The 16,817-nt window shown below is 58.4% G+C and carries 17 protein-coding genes; 14 read left to right on the top strand and 3 right to left on the bottom strand.

Translation table 11 applies throughout. The features are described from left to right. Window positions 1-639 precede the first annotated feature (639 nt). The 6 genes from ACEN2T_RS14925 (at window position 640) to ACEN2T_RS14900 (ending at window position 5,839) form a co-directional block, all read left to right on the top strand. The gene (locus ACEN2T_RS14925) at window positions 640-1,206 is read left to right on the top strand and encodes a hypothetical protein (RefSeq protein WP_233896834.1); all 567 of its coding nucleotides are present in this window, start codon (window positions 640-642) and stop codon (window positions 1,204-1,206) included. 707 nt (window positions 1,207-1,913) lie between these two features. Continuing rightward, complete coding sequence (locus tag ACEN2T_RS14920) at window positions 1,914-2,663, top strand: hypothetical protein (protein ID WP_032889588.1); 750 nt, start codon at window positions 1,914-1,916, stop codon at window positions 2,661-2,663. Between the two features lie 172 nt (window positions 2,664-2,835). Continuing rightward, window positions 2,836-3,105, top strand: a complete 270-nt coding sequence (locus ACEN2T_RS14915) for a hypothetical protein (RefSeq protein WP_095184460.1) — start codon at window positions 2,836-2,838, stop codon at window positions 3,103-3,105. 110 nt (window positions 3,106-3,215) lie between these two features. Further along, a complete protein-coding gene (locus ACEN2T_RS14910) occupies window positions 3,216-4,529 on the top strand; it encodes a methyl-accepting chemotaxis protein (protein WP_442116924.1) in 1,314 nt (437 codons plus the stop codon). A gap of 17 nt (window positions 4,530-4,546) precedes the next feature. Beyond that, entirely contained in the window at window positions 4,547-5,053 is a 507-nt protein-coding gene (locus ACEN2T_RS14905) for a GAF domain-containing protein (protein WP_233896832.1), read from the top strand. Window positions 5,054-5,335: 282 nt separating this feature from the next. Beyond that, window positions 5,336-5,839 carry a hypothetical protein gene (locus ACEN2T_RS14900; RefSeq protein ID WP_442116923.1) on the top strand — a complete coding sequence of 168 codons (504 nt, stop codon included), beginning with the start codon at window positions 5,336-5,338 and terminating at the stop codon, window positions 5,837-5,839. A 49-nt stretch (window positions 5,840-5,888) separates the two neighbouring features. On the opposite strand, the gene ACEN2T_RS14895 is transcribed toward ACEN2T_RS14900, so the two are convergent. Beyond that, window positions 5,889-6,515: a helix-turn-helix domain-containing protein gene (locus tag ACEN2T_RS14895; RefSeq protein ID WP_032889585.1), complete on the bottom strand. Its 627-nt coding sequence runs from the start codon at window positions 6,513-6,515 to the stop codon at window positions 5,889-5,891. 4 nt (window positions 6,516-6,519) lie between these two features. Beyond that, on the bottom strand, window positions 6,520-6,678 hold the full coding sequence (locus ACEN2T_RS14890) for a hypothetical protein (RefSeq protein WP_163033225.1): 159 nt from the start codon (window positions 6,676-6,678) through the stop codon (window positions 6,520-6,522). Window positions 6,679-6,915: 237 nt separating this feature from the next. On the opposite strand from ACEN2T_RS14890, the gene ACEN2T_RS14885 reads away from it, so the two are divergent. The 3 genes from ACEN2T_RS14885 to ACEN2T_RS14875 all read left to right on the top strand — a co-directional run bounded on the left by ACEN2T_RS14885 (window position 6,916) and on the right by ACEN2T_RS14875 (window position 10,621). Continuing rightward, window positions 6,916-9,033, top strand: a complete 2,118-nt coding sequence (locus ACEN2T_RS14885) for a TonB-dependent receptor family protein (protein WP_099601319.1) — start codon at window positions 6,916-6,918, stop codon at window positions 9,031-9,033. Between the two features lie 116 nt (window positions 9,034-9,149). After that, on the top strand, window positions 9,150-9,692 hold the full coding sequence (locus tag ACEN2T_RS14880) for a sigma-70 family RNA polymerase sigma factor (protein WP_032889583.1): 543 nt from the start codon (window positions 9,150-9,152) through the stop codon (window positions 9,690-9,692). Next, complete coding sequence (locus ACEN2T_RS14875; RefSeq protein ID WP_442116922.1) at window positions 9,689-10,621, top strand: FecR family protein; 933 nt, start codon at window positions 9,689-9,691, stop codon at window positions 10,619-10,621. The genes ACEN2T_RS14880 and ACEN2T_RS14875 overlap by 4 nt, the downstream gene beginning before the upstream one ends. Here the strand turns inward: ACEN2T_RS14875 and ACEN2T_RS14870 are convergent. After that, complete coding sequence (locus ACEN2T_RS14870; RefSeq protein ID WP_442116921.1) at window positions 10,618-12,429, bottom strand: sigma-54-dependent Fis family transcriptional regulator; 1,812 nt, start codon at window positions 12,427-12,429, stop codon at window positions 10,618-10,620. The genes ACEN2T_RS14875 and ACEN2T_RS14870 overlap by 4 nt on opposite strands. 236 nt (window positions 12,430-12,665) lie before the next feature. Here ACEN2T_RS14870 and ACEN2T_RS14865 point away from each other — a divergent pair, with 236 nt between their 5' ends. The 5 genes from ACEN2T_RS14865 to ACEN2T_RS14845 are packed head-to-tail and all read left to right on the top strand — an operon-like array spanning window position 12,666 to window position 16,814. Then, a complete protein-coding gene (locus ACEN2T_RS14865) occupies window positions 12,666-13,760 on the top strand; it encodes an ABC transporter ATP-binding protein (protein WP_442116920.1) in 1,095 nt (364 codons plus the stop codon). Then, window positions 13,760-14,857 carry an ABC transporter ATP-binding protein gene (locus tag ACEN2T_RS14860; RefSeq protein WP_442116919.1) on the top strand — a complete coding sequence of 366 codons (1,098 nt, stop codon included), beginning with the start codon at window positions 13,760-13,762 and terminating at the stop codon, window positions 14,855-14,857. The genes ACEN2T_RS14865 and ACEN2T_RS14860 overlap by 1 nt, the downstream gene beginning before the upstream one ends. Continuing rightward, window positions 14,854-15,720, top strand: coding sequence for a carbohydrate ABC transporter permease (locus ACEN2T_RS14855; RefSeq protein WP_032889576.1), 867 nt, complete (start codon window positions 14,854-14,856; stop codon window positions 15,718-15,720). The genes ACEN2T_RS14860 and ACEN2T_RS14855 overlap by 4 nt, the downstream gene beginning before the upstream one ends. Before the next feature lie 10 nt (window positions 15,721-15,730). Further along, window positions 15,731-16,531: a carbohydrate ABC transporter permease gene (locus ACEN2T_RS14850; RefSeq protein WP_003232361.1), complete on the top strand. Its 801-nt coding sequence runs from the start codon at window positions 15,731-15,733 to the stop codon at window positions 16,529-16,531. A gap of 10 nt (window positions 16,532-16,541) precedes the next feature. After that, the gene (locus ACEN2T_RS14845; protein ID WP_014718862.1) at window positions 16,542-16,814 is read left to right on the top strand and encodes a DUF2160 domain-containing protein; all 273 of its coding nucleotides are present in this window, start codon (window positions 16,542-16,544) and stop codon (window positions 16,812-16,814) included. The last annotated feature ends 3 nt before the right edge of the window (window positions 16,815-16,817 follow it).

Raw genomic sequence — 16,817 nt, 5'->3', positions numbered from 1 at the left:
TCTATGCGGCTTGTAGGGCATCAAAAAATGCTCTGGTGCGGAAATTATGAAGACCTAAGTTGTTGATTTGTATCGTTAAGTTGGCATTCTTGAAAACCGGCGAACGTTAATAGCGTTCCCAGGGTTCGAATCCCTGGTTTCCCGCCAAGATTCAAACGAAAGCCCCGCAAATGCGGGACTTTCGTGTTTCTGGAGTTCTGGTTGCGGAAGACGGTTCGTCATAGGCATGCCTAAATTTGCCTATTCGAAGGATTTGACGGTTGCATATCTCCTTCTGTAACCCGTTTAGTAACCGCCTGCTCACCGTGCACCAGTGGCTGACTCGGGCCGCGAATGTCGATAACTTTCGATGCTGTCTTGGGCCGTCTATCACGAAGTTGAAACCACCACAGTGCTTAGTAGCCGCGTTGTACCTGCTTTGCCTTCCTGGCGTGTCGGTCCGGATTCTCCCGCTCAGCATCCCCAATCAGGGGGCATGCTTAGTTTGGTCCCATAAATTGTCCCAATAATTTTGTGGCTTTTCTGAAGAGCTTTTACTCGTCATCTTTTTGTTTTTTTACTATTATCGCTCATCTGTGCACTCAAGGAAGAGAGGCTGAGCGCCTTGAGTCTGGTAGAAAATTTACACTCGATCACTGAATGAGTTATGACTTTTACCCAGAACCTAACGACTCAGCCAACCGTAATTACTTCTTGGTGAAACCGATGGATAAAATGTGTGGCATCGTTGTAGTGGTAGGACTTGCCCTCTCGGGATGCGCTACGAAAACTCCAGAAAAACCTAACGTGACTCCACCCCCTGCCGTGGTCCATGAAGCACCACCTGAAGTCGCCCATTCGACACCAGAAAATTGGACTGTGCGTTATGAAGCTGCACCTGCTGCGAACGCCAGTGCTGAATCCCCAGTCCATGCCTCTGCTGAAGCCGCTCAGTCAGAATCAGAAACAGACCTAAATCAAAATCGCGCTGAGCAATGCCGTAAAGAGCTGGATGTTTTAAAGGTTTACAACAAAGCGTCTTACGCCAAATATGAAGCGGAATACCAAGCCATTGCTGCCAAAACTGCTAAATACATGGAAATTAAAGACTCGTTAGGTCCCGATTTAAACTACATGGTTATGCCCGCTTATCAATTTCAAATTCGCGAGTTCTGCTTCCGAGTTAAAACTCGTCTGTCGGAGCTTGTGCTTCGCCAAGCCAAATAATGACTCCACGTTAGGGGCGGTCTTTTTCCAGTAAAGGAAGCGCTGAAAAAGACTTCCGTCTCTGGTGAAGTACGTGCCTCACGGGACTCGAATGGTTGAGCACCGATGAAGTATATTTTCTTCGCGGTTGCCGAATGCGCTGGCAAGCATAAGTAGATCCAGCATGGGCACTTCTTGGCCTAGAGAGGCTATGGGGTGTCCAAGAAGCGCTCGAATCCCTGCTTTCCCACCAAGATTCATACGAAAGCCCCGCAATGCGGGGCTTTTTTGGTTTTGGGATTTTGGAGTCAGATGGGCAATACCTCTCACTGCCACACCCGCAGCCGCTGTTAAAGGCAGTTTCTCATCTCAATCAGCAGAAAAGCTGAGCCACCGAAAGCAGGCAAATCATCTGGGCAAACATCTGTGCTCGAATTGGATGCTTCATCGCCGTCACCTCGTAGGCAGTTGCTGGTGGTAGTGCCGTAGGCAATGTACATATATGCGCCAGAACGCTCGAAAATGGAAATGCAACCCTGGCTCGCCAACAACACATTCAACTGCTTCCAGAAGTATAGACCCTGTGACGAATTCGTCACGAAGCGCTCTGGCACACACTTCGAACACAATCTGCCGATATCGGTCGCACTTTTTTTGATTTCTCGGCTCTATCCTTGTCCCAGCCCCGCCGATTCCCCGCGAGGGCAGTAGAACAAGATCGGGTTTCGATGGATCGTACGTTTCCTCTTTCAATCATTCGTCGCCTACGCCGGCCACTGCTGTTGGTTGCGATGTTTGTACTCGGCGCCACTGGTTGCACCCAGCAACAGGGGCAGGACATTGCCAAGCAGTTCAGCAATGGAAAGCCCGATGAGTTCTTTCAAACCAGTGTCGATCGTATGGCGACCCTGGGCATGCGTGACAACCTGCAAAGTTTGTATTTACTGATGAGCAAGCTCTATCTGCGCAATCCCAGCCAGTGGCGACAGTCGGGTTACCCGGATGCGGTGAGTGCCGAGCGAGAGATTCGCCAGGCGATTGAGCAGCGACGACCGCTGCCCGCCCTGGGCGAGCGTCGCGATCTGGTCGCCTTGAGCTACTCCTTGAGCCCGGAGTTTCAGGGCGATCGAGTCGGTGCGTTTATCTATGCGATCGGCAGCATGCTGGTGACAGCCCATGGTGGGCGCACCGAGTTCTACATAACCGACTCGATCAATCCACAGTTTGTCAGCAATGCCGCGCGCAATATCGAGAAGGCCACATGGCTGCTCAGCAAGCGCCAGGATGCGAATGGCGTGTTGCTGTTGTTTTCCAATGAGATATCGGAGGAGGGCAGCAACCTTAGTTTTGCGGTGGAATTTGGCAAGATTGTGGCGCGCCTCGATCTGCTGACACAGATGCTTGATGAACGATACCGGCGTATAGGTCTCAACTATGCGCAAAGCTTATTGCTGATGAATTTCCTGCCAGTACAGTGAGCTGCCGGCAGGCAACGCGGTAGCGTCAGCCCGATATGCACTACCCTAATCCTCGTGCAGGTAAGGTCTTTCTCTTTTGGCTGTAGGAAACAGCCTATCTTGCACCCCCGTGCTTGAAACACCCCGACGTCGGCAATAGCCTCGGACTTTTCCGAAAAAGTGAGGCCCTACCTTGGGGAAGCGAAAAACGGTGTGGCCGACGGACCGCGAGATACGCCTGCGCTTTATCCTCTTTGCGGTGATCAACGCCGCGAGTATCGAGGGAGTTCCCGCCGAGTTGTTATTGCCTGCGCACAAACTGCTGCGTGACTCACCCACCGAAGCGCAGTTGATCGAGGCCCTTCGGGAAATACTGGCGGCTGATGAGATGTACGGGTTCAGGTTTGCGGTGGGATCCGAGGCAGACGATCTGATGCAGGCACTGGATAAGCCCGGCGATTAATCCATCTTCGTTGAGCGGAACAACTGAGGGGCAAGTGACTATTCGTCGGCCTATGCTTAAGCCGTAGGCCGCATGGCCGATGCAGTGATGACTACCCCAGGGACGCCGCCATGTTTAATCGCCGTTTGAAGAAGGATCTGCAGGGCCGGGACGACGAGCTTTTCCAGTTACGACAGCTTGTTGCGCAGTATGACCGTGGCATGCTCTCCATATGCCTGGATGCCGACTTGCGGCTTACGGCCGTCAACGAGGATTTTGCCCGGGCTTTGGGCTACTCCCGCGAACAGTTGCAGGGTCGACTCCTGAGTGAAATTGTTCCGCCTTACGTCATGGATTTACCCTGTTTTCGTGACTTCAACGCAGCAATCGCCCGCTCAGAGCCGGTGAGTGACGATTACCGCTTCCTGCGCAGTGACGCCAGCCTGGCGTGGATCAACCTGACATGGTGCCCGATCAGAGGGCGTGACGGCCGGCTGTCGCAGATCCAGGGCTACGGCACCGAAGTCAGTCGCGCCATTGAGCAAGCCAAAGAAAACGAAGCGTTTATCAACGCGTTGATACGTTCGACGGCCGTCATCCAGTTCCGACTGGACGGAACGGTGGTCACCGCCAATACCCAGTTCCTCGACGCCATGGGCTACACGCTCGATCAGATCGTCGGCAAAAAACACAGTATGTTCTGCACCACGCAGGAGGCCGCTTCGAGCGGTTACGCCGCGTTCTGGCAAACCCTCAATCGCGGCGAATTTGTCGCCAGCCGCTTCAAACGCGTGGACAGCCGTGGCAACGAGGTGTGGCTCGAAGCTACCTACAACCCGGTGCACGATGCGGAAGGCAAGCTGTGCAAAGTGGTCAAGTTTGCCAGCGTGGTCACCGACCAGGTCTTGCGCGAGTCCGAGGTCAAGGCCGCCGCCAACGTGGCCTACGAGGTATCGCTGCAAACCGATGTCACGGCCGAACGTGGCGCCGCGGTGGTGCAGAACACTGTACAGACCATGCAAAACATTGCTCTGCAAATGCAATCCGCCACCGGGAGCATTGAGGCGTTGGGCAAACAATCGTTGCTGATCAGCGCCATTGTGCAGACCATCGGCGGCATCGCCGCGCAAACCAATCTGCTCGCGCTCAATGCCGCAATTGAGGCCGCCCGAGCGGGTGAACAGGGCCGTGGATTTGCGGTCGTAGCTGATGAGGTAAGGCAATTGGCCAGCCGTACCAGCACTGCAACCGAAGAGATCGTCAGCGTGGTCCAGCAGAACCAGCGCCTCGCCGACGAAGCCATCACAGAAATGTTCAGCAGTCGCGAGCAAGCTGAGCAAGGCCTGACACTGGCCAACCAGGCCGGCGCCGTCATCACCGAGATCCAGGGTGGCGCCAAGCAGGTGGTGAATGCGGTGGGGCGTTTCGCGAATGAGCTGCAATAGCCCAGGTATAGGGCTGCTTGGTTTTATTTGAGAATCAGGAGAGCGCTATCAAACCTTTAACCTCTGAAGAACTGGCGGTCATCGCCGAGATAGAAACGGCGTCCAATATTCTGCGGCTGACTACACGCCTGACGGATATGCGCTTCTCGGCGATCTCGAAAATGACCGATACCCATTGGGTGGCATGTGCGGTGTACGACGAGCTGCATTTTGGCGTGGAGGTCGGCTATGAATTGCAGCTTGAAGCCACGCTGTGCAACGGTCTGCGTGCTAATCCCACCCCCATCATCATCGAACACGCCAGCAAGGATCCGGTTTTCTGGCAAAACCCATTGCCCAGGGAGCATGGCTTCGAAAGCTATATCTCACTGCCGATTGTCTTCTCCGACGGCAGCGTCTTCGGAACCCTATGCGCCTTGGACGTACTCCCCAAAAAACTGGAAAACCCGCAAATGATCGAGATACTCACCATCTTCACTCGCCTGATCAGCACCACGCTGGAATTGCAGTACAGCCGGACCTGATGCTGATGTTTCTGAGCCAGCGTTAGATCGTTTATTTCCTTAAGGTTGGTGGGTATTCCTGGTTCGAATATCCATCACATCGATTTCGCTGTTTTGATTTACCAAGCCGTTGTCATCACAGCGGAATGCCGGTCATCACATTACGTTTCGCTGTTGCGGTTGACTAAGCGGGCTGCGCAACACCCATTCCCGCTGCTCTGCCGTCGTCTTGTGCAGCGCTCCGGCATCACTAGAATCGGCGCCAGAACTTAGCCATTTCCTGTCGATTACGGAGTTTCGAACATGATGAACGCAATGCAGATGCCGATGAATACCGCCATGCCAATGATGCCGATGATGGGCATGCCGATGATGATGGCGACCATGAAGTGCGAAATGGCCGGTGACGCGATGATGTGCACCATGAAGCCTGCCGCCGGCATGGACATGGCTCAGTTCAAGACCAACGCCGAGATGATGGCGATGATGATGAACTGCGGCATGCCGATGATGATGCAGTGCGCCAATATGTCGATGATGTGCCTGTCGGCCGACGCCATGGCCATGATGGCGAGCATGAATATGCCGATGATGATGCCGATGGGCATGTCGATGCCGATGATGAAGTGCGTGATGGAATGCACGATGCAGGCCGATGGCATGCTGTGCAAAATGATGCCGATGCCGGGCATGAGCATGGCCATGATGGACAACTGCTGCATGCTCATGAACAAGTTGATGAGCGATTGCGTCATGCCGATGATGATGAGCTGCAACGGCATGCCAATGATGTGCTGCACCTGCTGACAGGTCCCGCGCAACCAAAAACGCCCCGAATAGTCGGGGCGTTTTGCATTCAGTCCAACCGTTCTGGGTAGGTGATCACCAGGAACGCCACCGCCTCGCTGTCCGCCGGGTTGCGGTAGCGGTGGGGCTGGTCGGCGTAGAACAGGATCGAATCGCCGGTAGACAGCAAGTAGCGCTCTTCATTGACGCTGACTTCCAATACGCCCTGGGCGACCACCAGGTTTTCCTGGATGCCTGGGCCATGGCCTGCGGACACTTCCTCACCCAGAGCGCGCAGGCGGATCTCGTAGAACTCCGACTGGCGCGCCGTATCGTAGGGGAACAACGCTCGACTGATAAACGCCCCATCGGCACTCACCAGGCGTTTGCTCTGTTGCGCCGGCAACACCTCGACCCCTTCGAATGCGCGGTCTTCCAGGAACGCCGCCACCGACACTTTCAATCCTTTGGCAATCTTGCACAGCACCTTGATCGACGGCACGCTGCGCCCGGATTCGATCTGCGCCAGCATCGCCCGGCTCACGCCACAGGCACGGGCCAGTCCGTCCAGTGACAAATGGCGCTTGCTGCGCAGGCGTTGCAGGTTATGTGCGACGCACAGGCTGATTACATCGTCGTCCGTAGTCGTTTTGGGTAGTGGGGCGGGAGGTTCGGGAAGCACATGCAGGAAATTCATCGGCCTACGCCCGGCGGGTATCGCTGGGCGTCGCAGCGTGGTTGGTAAACACCGCCAACCCTGCGCGCGCCGCGTACATCGTCCACATCAACTCAGCCGCTGCGCGGGCCTGGCGGCGTTTGCGGTGAAGGGTAAAGTCAATGACGTTCGCGGATGTTGGCATCAGGGTGATCTCGTAGGTGACTCAGTGGCTCCACAATAATGGTTAGTGGTTATTTCTTTAAATACTGAGTTTGCATGTGTTAATTCGTTTTTGGACTTAAAAAGAAAGCGGGTCCGAAGGTGTTGTGGGAAGGGTCTGGTCCATTAAAAAGGCGTGACTTGGTGATCATCGTTGGCTTCCCATCACTGTTCGCGTGACGGCCCAGCCGTCACGCCCCCGCATTTCAAGGACTCGCCCATGCTGCTGCGCCAACCTCCATTCCTGTTTGCCGCCCTGACCTTAAGCTCGCTGGTGCATGCCGAAGACTTGCAGCTGGCGCCGGTCGAAGTCACCACCGCTGAAGCCACGTCTGGAGAAGTCGCCCAGGCGCAGCTCAAGAGCGTGCCCGGCGCCACCAATTACATCGACATGAGCAGCGTGCAGCAGGGGCGGGTGAGCACCAACGAAGATGTGTTCAAGTACCAGCCGGGGGTGTACGCCAAGGCGGCGAATAACGAAGGGGTGAAACTGTCCATTCGCGGTTCGGGCCTCAACCGCAGCCCTGGCTCCCATGCGTCGGGGCTCTACGAGATGTTCGATGGTCTGCCGCTGACCGGTCCCGGTGGCACACCTTACGAGCTCAAGGATCCGTTATGGCAAAGCCGGGTCGAGGTGTTACGCGGCGCCAACGGTTTTGATCAGGGCGCCCTGGCGCTCGGTGGCGCGGTCAACTACGTAACCCGAACCGGCTACGACGCACCCAAGCTGCAGGTGCGCTATGAGGCGGGCAGTCGTGGCTACGCCCAGCGCGAGATCAGTTCGGGGCAGGTGCTGGGGGATGCGGACTACTACATCAGCCTGACTGACTCGGAATCCGACGGCTACCAGCGCCAAAGCGCGGCCACAGGCAAGGGCGTGGCTGCCAACTTCGGCTATCGCTTTAACCCGAATCTGGAAACCCGCTTTTATTTCCGTTACCGCGAAACCACCAACGACACACCCGGCAAACTCACCCGCGACCAGATCAGTCACGACCCGCGTGCCGCCAACAGCCTCAACGCCGCTCGCGACTCCAAGCGCCTGCAACCCGGCTCAACCTGGATCGCCAACAAGACCACCCTGCAACTGGACGACAACTCCCGCCTTGAAGTTGGCCTGGCGTATCACGATTACCCGATGGACCTGCGCGAGGGCACTATCCGTCTGAAAGTCGCCTACACCGACGTCAGCAGCACCCTCAATTACATCCGCCAGGACACGGTGTTCGGTCACGACAGCAAAACCACCCTAGGCCTGCGCACCACCCAGGCGATGCCCAATAACGGCGGTGCCGAGTATGTGCGCATTCCCGCTGGCAACACGGCCAGCTACGCCCCCGGCACCAAGACCCGCGACTACAGCTACCTCGGTTCCGACACCGTGTTGCATATCGGCAACGACCTGGAACTGATACCAGACCTGTGGCTGACCACCGGCCTGGCCGCCATCTACACCCGCCGCGAAACCCAGGTCAGCTATCCCGAAGGCCAGGCGCCGCTCAGCCAGCACGATTGGGACTACGCGCCTCGCATCGGGCTGCGTTACGACTTCAACCCGCAATTGCAGGTGTACGGCAACCTCAGCCGCTCCGTCGAGCCGCCGCACGCGTGGTCGATGATCTGGGGTTCCAACAAGTATTTCCCTGCGGGCAGCGGACCGGCCACCGGATTGGCGCGTGAAGGCGTCAGCCTGAAAAACCAGACCGCTACCACCCTGGAAGTCGGCGGTCGCGGTGAAGCGTGGCTCGGCCAGTGGGACCTGGCGCTTTACCGCTCCGAAGTGCGCCACGAACTGCTCACCGTAGAAACTCAAGCCCAGACTTCAACCAGCAATGCCATCGTTGCCGAATCCAACGCCAGCCCCACCGTGCATCAAGGCGTGGAACTGGGCCTGCTCAGCCCGGTGTGGGATGGCGGCCGCAGCGGCAAGCTTGACCTGCGCCAGGCCTACACCTTCAGCGACTTCCATTACCGTGACGACGAGCGCTTTGGTGGCAACACCTTGCCGGGCATCCCCAAGCACTACTATCAGGCGCAACTGCGCTACAGCCACCCGACCGGTTTCTACACCAGCCTCAACACCGAGCATTCATCAAAGGTGGCGGTGGACTACGCCAACTCCTACTACGCCGCGGCCTATACGATCGTCGGCGCAACGTTCGGCTACGACGCGCCAAAGCAGGATTGGCAAGCTTGGGTTGACCTGCGCAACCTCACTAACCGCCGTTACGCCAACACGGTCACGCCGGGCTATGACGACAAAGGCCTGGATGTTGCCCGGTCTACACCCGCGGATGGTCGTGGCATCTATACCGGCGTGTCGTGGAGCTGGCGCTAAGCGGACACACCTGTGGCAACGGGCTTTCAGAGAATGTGAGCCCGCTTGCTCCAACGCTGTTTTACTGGCATTGTTTGCGCAATTGGTAACACTTCCCATTTGAGAATTTTTTGCGCATGCATGACATTCCGGCCGCGCTGGGCGACTCAGCGCGTCAGCAGGCCCTTACGGCGATGTACCGCGAGCACCATGGTTGGTTGCATGGCTGGCTGCGCAGGAAACTCGGTTGCTCCCAGCACGCTGCCGACTTGGCACACGACGCGTTCATCCGTGTCCTGATGCTGGCCGAGCCGCAAGCTATCAAGGAACCCCGGGCCTTCCTGGCCACCACGGCAGGGCGCCTGCTGATCGACGGCGCCCGTCGTCGGCGTATCGAAAAAGCCTATATGGAAGCGCTGGTCATCCAGTGCGAAGACGCCGGCATGCCCGACCCGGCGGCGATCCATGTTGCGCTACAAGCCTTGGAACGCATCGCCGAAATGCTCGCCGGTTTACCGACCAAGGCCCGCGAGGCGTTCCTGTTGAGTCGCCTCGATGGGTTGACCTACAGCGAAATCGCCGCACGCCTGGCGGTGTCCCCCAGCACCGTCAAAAACTACATTTCCAGCGCCCTGGTTCACTGCTATCACAGCCTGCACGCGGCGGATCCACTGACATGAACACCGAACAGATCATCCAGCAAGCAGCGAATTGGCTGACGCGCCTGCACGATGAGGATGTCACCGACGCTGACCGTCAGGCCTTCAACACCTGGTGCGAGGCCGACCCGCGCCACGCCGTGGCCATCGACCGCATGCGCGCCTTATGGGGCAGCCTCGACAGCGTGCCGGCGCAACCGGCTCGCCTCGCCCTGAACCGCGCATTTGCCCCGCAACGGGCGCGCAGCGCACAGGTGCTGGGGGTGCTCGGCGTCGTGTTCTGCGGTTGGCTGAGCCTGGAGCACCTGCCGGTGTGGATGGCCGACCAGCGCACCGGCGTCGGCGAGCGCCGTCAGATCGCGCTCGAAGACGGCAGCCAATTGCAGCTCAACAGCAACTCGGCGGTGGACGTGAAGTTCGACGGCCACCAGCGGGTGATCGATCTGCTGCAAGGCGAACTCTGGGTAGACGTGGCCAAAGATGCGCAACGGCCGTTCGTGGTACGAACCGACCAAGGTACGGCGACCGCACTGGGTACGCGTTACCTGGTCAAGCGTGCGCCGGACGGCACAACAGTGGTCACTGTGATCGAGTCCACCGTGGCGGTTAAAGGTGAGGTCGAGGAGGGCGTCAAGGTCACCGCCGGCCAGCGCTCCGTTCTCGACCATGGCCGCGCCACGCCTGCGCAGGCGATCGGCAATGCCGACCCGGACGCCTGGACTCGCGGCCTGCTCAAAGTCAACGACCAGCCGCTGAACGAAGTACTGCAAACCCTGGCCAGCTACCGTCCCGGCATGGTGCGTTTCGACCCACAAGCGCTGCGCGACCTGCGCGTGTCTGGCGTGTTCAAGCTGGACGATACGGCGGCGGCCCTGTCGACCTTGGCGGATAACCTGCCGATCCAGGTGGAGTACTTCACCGACTTGCTGGTGGTGATCAAGCCCCGCTAGTGCTGGCGCAGGCGTTTGTACAAGGTATTGCGGCTCACCCCCAGTTCCCGCGCCAAGTGGGAAATATTCCCGCCGGCCGCCTTCAAACGTTGGGTCAGATCAATGCTGTCGTCCAGGTACTCACTGGTCGGCAGCGGCGGCGCCACGTTCAAATCCACAAAAAAATCATCCGGCAGATGCTCCGCCCGTATCGGTTGCTCCTCGGCCATCGCCAGCGCCACCTGCAAAACGCTGCTGACCTGGCGCAAATTCCCCGGCCATGGGTGCTGCTCGAATAACGCCAACACCTCAGCGCTCAAACCGGCCCATTGAGTGGGCTCGCGGTGTTGTTGCCACAGTTGCTGGAACAGCGCCTGCTTGTCGGTACGCTCGCGCAAGGGTGGCAACTCCAGGGTCAGGCCGCCGATGCGGTAGTACAAATCCTCGCGAAAGCGCCCGGCTTGCACCAGCTCGCGCAGAGCGCGGTTGGTCGCCGATATGATGCGCAAATCCACCGGGAACAACTCGCTGCTGCCCACCGGTTGCACGCAACGCTCCTGCAACACGCGCAGCAGGCGCGCCTGGGTCGGCAGCGGCATATCACCGATCTCATCGAGAAACAGCGTGCCCTTGTCGGCCTTGCGGATCAGGCCAATGCTGCCTTTTTGATTGGCGCCGGTGAACGCGCCTTTTTCGTAGCCGAACAGTTCCGATTCCACCAGCTCAGCGGGAATCGCCGCACAGTTCACCGCGATAAACGCCTTCTGGCTGCGGGAGCTGGCCTGGTGCAGGGCTTTGACGAACACTTCTTTGCCCACGCCGGTTTCGCCGTGGATCAGCAGCGGGATATCTTTTTCCAGCAAACGCTCGGCCTGGCGCACGGCTTTTTCTACGCGAGCATCACCAAAGTGCAGGGTGTTGAGACCAATCGTCGCCTGTTTCGAAACCACAGGCTCAGTGAAGACGCGCGCCTGCACTGGCATCTGCTTGGGGCGTTTCAATAAGCACTGAAACCGATTGCGTCCCGCCGCTTGCAACGAAAACGGCAAGCCCTCCGGTTGGTTGAGCAACTCCAGCAGCGACACTTTGAACAAGCTGTCGATCATCACCCGCGACAGGCTGATGCCCAGCAGGTTATCGGCGCGGCGGTTGGCCGACAGCACCTGGCCACTTTCATCAAAGATCAGCAGGCCCGCCCATTGGCTGTCCAGGTTGCTCAGGCCGGTGTTGAAGGTCAGTTGGAAATGGTCACCACGAAATAGATTGAGGATCAGCCGGTTCTCAACGGTCTGGCTCATCATCTTGACCATGCCCAGAGTGTGGGAGGGCGGCAGGTAACTGTCGCTGGATACATCCAACACCGCGATGATCTCGCGCTGAGCATCGAAGATTGGCGCCGCCGAACCGGTCATGAAACGGTTGGCCTTGAGGAAATGTTCGTCGTGTTCGATATGCACCGCCTGGGCACAGGCCAGCGCGGTGCCGATGGCATTCGTACCGCTGGAGCGCTCCTGCCAACTGGCACCGGCGCTGAATCCACGGGCCAGCTTGGGCTCGATAAAGCGTTGGGTGCCCCACGAGGTCAACACCTGGCCCTGGTTGTCCGCCAGCATGATCAGGCAGTTGGAATTGCTCAGGATGTTTTCGTAATAGGGCAGGACTTCCTGGTGCGTGGTCTGCACCAGGGAATGCTGGCTTTCCAGCAGTTGGCTGATGCCCTCGGCCGGCAATTGATCGAAGCTGGGCGTGCTTTGGTGGTCCAGGCCGAAGGCGCGGCAACGGCGCCAGGAGTCTTGGATGATGGTGTCGTGCGCCAAGGGTTCGGCCATCGGGCGACCTTCTGTTTTTATTGTTTTTATGGGGCCCCGCAGGCGCGGGGGCCCCATTAGTGTTGTTCAGAACTGTTCATTGTCAACCCCCTGAGTGTTCAGTTGTTCAGCCCGATTGTTCACTCCCGAACATCCCATTCACTCCATTTCCTTGTGGATCAAGCACCTGCCGTTTTTGGCACGAAACTCGCTCTGACGACTGGCCAGATTCATTCCAATAATAAAAAGGTCGTGTCATGTCATTGACCCTGGAACATGTCTCCCGCGTCGTCGAAGGCCAAACCTGGATCGACGATGCCACCCTGCGTTTCGAACCCGGTTCCTTTAACGTGCTGCTCGGTCGCACCCTGTCCGGCAAGACCAGCCTGATGCGCTTGATGGCCGGCCTGGACAAACCCGACAGCGGTCGCATCCTGATGAACGGCGTCGACGTCACCCACAAGCCGGTGCGCCTGCGCAACGTGTCGATGGTGTACCAGCAGTTCATCAACTACCCGACCATGACCGTGTTCGAAAATATCGCCTCGCCGTTGCGCCAGGCCGGTGTGTCCAACGAGGTGATCCAGAGCAAGGTGCTGGAAACCGCCAGGATGCTGCGCATCGAGAAGTTCCTCCAGCGCCACCCGCTGGAGCTGTCCGGTGGCCAGCAGCAACGCACGGCCATGGCCCGCGCGTTGGTCAAGGATGCCGAACTGATCCTGTTCGACGAGCCCCTGGTGAACCTGGACTACAAACTACGCGAAGAGCTGCGCCAGGAAATGCGCGAGCTGTTCCAGGCCCGCCACACCATAGCGATTTACGCCACCACCGAACCCAACGAAGCCCTGGCCCTGGGTGGCACCACCACCATCCTGCACGACGGCCGGGTGATCCAGAGCGGCAAGGCTGCGGAGGTCTACCACCAGCCACAGACGGTGCTCGCCGCCGAGCTGTTTTCCGAGCCACCGATCAACCTGATGCCTGGGCGTATTGCTGGCAACGAGGTGAGCTTCGCCAATTTTGTGCACTTCCCGCTGAACGTCGACCTGCGCCCCATCGGCGAGGGCGAATTCCGCTTTGGCGTGCGCCCCAGCCATATCAGCCTGGTGCCGAGCAACGACGACGATCTGGAGCTGGCGGTAACCGTAGAAGTCGCCGAGATCAGCGGCTCGGAAACCTTCCTGCATGTGCGCAGCGAACACTTCCTGTTGGTGCTGCACCTGCCGGGGGTACATGAGTACGACGTCGACGCGCCGATCCGCGTGTATATCCCCACCCATAAACTGTTTGTGTTCGATGGCCAGGGCCGTTTGGTCCAGGCCCCCGGGCGCCGTGTCGCGAGGGTTGCCTGATGGCCGAGATCCATTTGCAGAACCTGGCGCACAGCTATAACCCCGCGCCGACCGGACCCGAAGACTACGCGATTCGGGAAATGAACCACGTCTGGGAACAGGGCTGCGCCTACGCCTTGCTCGGCCCGTCGGGCTGCGGCAAGTCGACCCTGCTCAATATCATTTCCGGCCTGCTCAGCCCGTCCGAAGGCCAAGTGTTGTTTGACACGAAAGTGGTCAACGACCTCACGCCCGAGAAGCGCAATATCGCCCAGGTGTTCCAGTTTCCCGTGGTGTACGACACCATGACCGTGTTCGATAACCTGGCATTCCCGCTACGAAACCAGGGCATGGCTGAGGCGAAAATTCACAGCAAGGTGCAGGAAATCGCCGAAGTCCTTGACCTGCAAAACCTGCTGAGCAAGAAAGCGCGCAACCTCACCGCTGACGAAAAACAGAAAGTCTCCATGGGCCGTGGCCTGGTGCGTGACGACGTGTCGGCCATCCTGTTCGATGAGCCGTTGACAGTGATCGACCCGCACCTCAAATGGAAACTGCGGCGCAAGCTCAAGCAGATCCATGAGCAGTTCAACATCACCATGGTCTATGTCACCCATGACCAGTTGGAGGCTTCCACCTTTGCCGACAAGATCGCGGTGATGTATGGCGGGCAGATCGTGCAATTCGGCACGCCACGGCAATTGTTCGAGCGGCCTAGCCACACGTTTGTCGGCTATTTCATCGGCAGCCCTGGGATGAATCTGATCGAAGTGCAGGCCGAGGCGGGCGGGGTGCGGTTTGCCGGAGCCCACTTGCCATTGCCCGAGGCGTTGCAACAACGCATCGCCAGCACGGACTACAAGAAATTGCAGGTGGGTATCCGCCCGGAATTTATCCACGTGTGGGACGAGTACAACCCCGACGCCATGCAGGCCGATGTCACACATTTGGAAGACCTCGGCACCTACAAGATCATGACGCTCAAGCTTGATGGCGCCACCTTGAAAGTGCGTTTGGCCGAAGACAAACCGGTGCCCGAAGGCACGGCCTCCATCAGCTTTCCCGCGCAATGGCTGATGCTCTACGCCGATGATTACCTGCTGGAGGTGCTGCCATGAACAAGGTGCAGAACAACAAGGCTTGGTGGTTGGTGCTGCCGGTTTTCCTGCTGGTGGCGTTCAGCGCGGTGATCCCGATGATGACCGTGGTCAACTATTCGGTGCAGGACATTTTCGACCAATCCAGCCGCTATTTCGTCGGTGCCGATTGGTACAAGCAGGTATTGCTCGACCCGCGTCTGCACGACTCCCTGCTGCGCCAGTTCATCTATTCCGCCTGCGTGCTGTTGATCGAAATACCCCTGGGCATCGCCATCGCCCTGACCATGCCGACCAAGGGCCGTTGGTCGTCCCTGGTACTGATCGTGTTGGCGATTCCACTGCTGATCCCGTGGAATGTGGTGGGCACCATCTGGCAGATCTTTGGCCGTGCTGACATTGGCCTGCTGGGTTACAGCCTCAACGCCATGGGCATCAGCTACAACTACGCGGCCAATACGGCGGATGCCTGGGTGACCGTGCTGGTGATGGACGTATGGCACTGGACCTCACTGGTCGCCCTGCTGTGCTATTCGGGGTTGCGGGCGATTCCGGACGTGTACTACCAGGCCGCGCGGATTGATCGTGCATCGGCCTGGGCAGTCTTCCGACATATCCAACTGCCCAAGATGAAAAGCGTGCTGCTGATCGCGGTAATGCTGCGGTTTATGGACAGCTTCATGATCTACACCGAGCCCTTCGTCCTGACCGGCGGTGGACCGGGTAACGCCACCACTTTCCTGAGTCAGACGTTGACCCAGATGGCTGTAGGTCAATTCGACCTAGGCCCGGCGGCGGCGTTTTCCCTGGTGTATTTCCTGATCATCTTGTTGGTGTCCTGGCTGTTCTACACCGCCATGACCCACTCTGACGCCAACCGCTGAGGCCGCTGACATGAGCAAACGCAAGCTTATTCCGCTGCTGATCTACATCCTGTTCCTGCTGGTGCCGATCTACTGGCTGTTGAACATGTCCTTCAAGAGCAACACCGAAATCCTCGGCGGGCTCACGTTGTTTCCCCAGGATTTCACCCTGGCGAACTACAAGGTGATCTTCACCGACCCCAGTTGGTACACCGGCTACCTCAACTCGCTGTACTACGTAAGCCTGAACACGGTGATTTCCCTGAGTGTGGCGCTGCCGGCGGCGTATGCGTTCTCGCGCTATCGTTTCCTGGGGGACAAGCACCTGTTCTTCTGGCTGCTGACCAACCGCATGGCGCCGCCGGCGGTGTTCTTGCTGCCGTTCTTCCAGCTGTATTCATCCATCGGTTTGTTCGACACGCACATCGCTGTAGCCCTTGCTCACTGCCTGTTTAACGTGCCGTTGGCGGTGTGGATCCTCGAAGGCTTCATGTCCGGCGTGCCCAAGGAAATCGACGAAACCGCCTACATCGACGGCTACTCGTTTCCGAAGTTCTTCGTGAAGATTTTTATCCCGTTGATCGGCTCCGGCATCGGTGTGACCGCGTTTTTCTGCTTCATGTTTTCCTGGGTCGAGTTGCTCCTGGCGCGCACCCTGACGTCGGTCAACGCCAAGCCCATCGCAGCGGTGATGACGCGCACGGTGTCGGCCTCGGGTATCGATTGGGGCGTGCTGGCAGCGGCGGGGGTGTTGACCATCCTGCCGGGCATGCTGGTGATCTGGTTTGTTCGCAACCACGTGGCCAAGGGCTTTGCCCTGGGCCGGGTCTGAGGAGTCGATGATGGAATGGATGGCCTGGACCACCCCCACTGCACTGTTCTTTGGCGGCATCGCCCTGATTCTGGCGGGCATGACCACTTGGGAACTGCGTTCGCCGAGCATCCCCCGGCGCGGTTTGTTACCGATCAGCACCACCCGTGGTGATCGCTTGTTTATCGGTCTTCTCGGCAGCGCCTACCTGCATTTGCTGGTTATCGGCGTTACTGACTGGAGCATCTGGGTGGCGTCCGCGCTCTCCCTGGTATGGCTGTTGAGTGTGATGCGTTGGGGTTGATGC

Source organism: Pseudomonas sp. W22_MBD1_FP4, assembly GCF_052113765.1.
Classification (GTDB): domain Bacteria; phylum Pseudomonadota; class Gammaproteobacteria; order Pseudomonadales; family Pseudomonadaceae; genus Aquipseudomonas; species Aquipseudomonas sivasensis.
This window is presented reverse-complemented; position numbering and strand designations above follow the sequence as displayed.

What these genes read in the sequence shown, in the direction of transcription:
- ACEN2T_RS14925 (WP_233896834.1), top strand. Translation starts at nt 640, where the DNA reads ATGAGTTATGACTTTTACCCAGAACCTAACGACTCAGCCAACCGTAAT.
- ACEN2T_RS14920 (WP_032889588.1), top strand. Translation starts at nt 1,914, where the DNA reads ATGGATCGTACGTTTCCTCTTTCAATCATTCGTCGCCTACGCCGGCCA.
- ACEN2T_RS14910 (WP_442116924.1), top strand. Translation starts at nt 3,216, where the DNA reads ATGTTTAATCGCCGTTTGAAGAAGGATCTGCAGGGCCGGGACGACGAG.
- ACEN2T_RS14900 (WP_442116923.1), top strand. Translation starts at nt 5,336, where the DNA reads ATGATGAACGCAATGCAGATGCCGATGAATACCGCCATGCCAATGATG.
- ACEN2T_RS14895 (WP_032889585.1), bottom strand. Translation starts at nt 6,515, where the DNA reads ATGAATTTCCTGCATGTGCTTCCCGAACCTCCCGCCCCACTACCCAAA.
- ACEN2T_RS14890 (WP_163033225.1), bottom strand. Translation starts at nt 6,678, where the DNA reads ATGCCAACATCCGCGAACGTCATTGACTTTACCCTTCACCGCAAACGC.
- ACEN2T_RS14885 (WP_099601319.1), top strand. Translation starts at nt 6,916, where the DNA reads ATGCTGCTGCGCCAACCTCCATTCCTGTTTGCCGCCCTGACCTTAAGC.
- ACEN2T_RS14880 (WP_032889583.1), top strand. Translation starts at nt 9,150, where the DNA reads ATGCATGACATTCCGGCCGCGCTGGGCGACTCAGCGCGTCAGCAGGCC.
- ACEN2T_RS14875 (WP_442116922.1), top strand. Translation starts at nt 9,689, where the DNA reads ATGAACACCGAACAGATCATCCAGCAAGCAGCGAATTGGCTGACGCGC.
- ACEN2T_RS14870 (WP_442116921.1), bottom strand. Translation starts at nt 12,429, where the DNA reads ATGGCCGAACCCTTGGCGCACGACACCATCATCCAAGACTCCTGGCGC.
- ACEN2T_RS14865 (WP_442116920.1), top strand. Translation starts at nt 12,666, where the DNA reads ATGTCATTGACCCTGGAACATGTCTCCCGCGTCGTCGAAGGCCAAACC.
- ACEN2T_RS14860 (WP_442116919.1), top strand. Translation starts at nt 13,760, where the DNA reads ATGGCCGAGATCCATTTGCAGAACCTGGCGCACAGCTATAACCCCGCG.
- ACEN2T_RS14855 (WP_032889576.1), top strand. Translation starts at nt 14,854, where the DNA reads ATGAACAAGGTGCAGAACAACAAGGCTTGGTGGTTGGTGCTGCCGGTT.
- ACEN2T_RS14850 (WP_003232361.1), top strand. Translation starts at nt 15,731, where the DNA reads ATGAGCAAACGCAAGCTTATTCCGCTGCTGATCTACATCCTGTTCCTG.
- ACEN2T_RS14845 (WP_014718862.1), top strand. Translation starts at nt 16,542, where the DNA reads ATGGAATGGATGGCCTGGACCACCCCCACTGCACTGTTCTTTGGCGGC.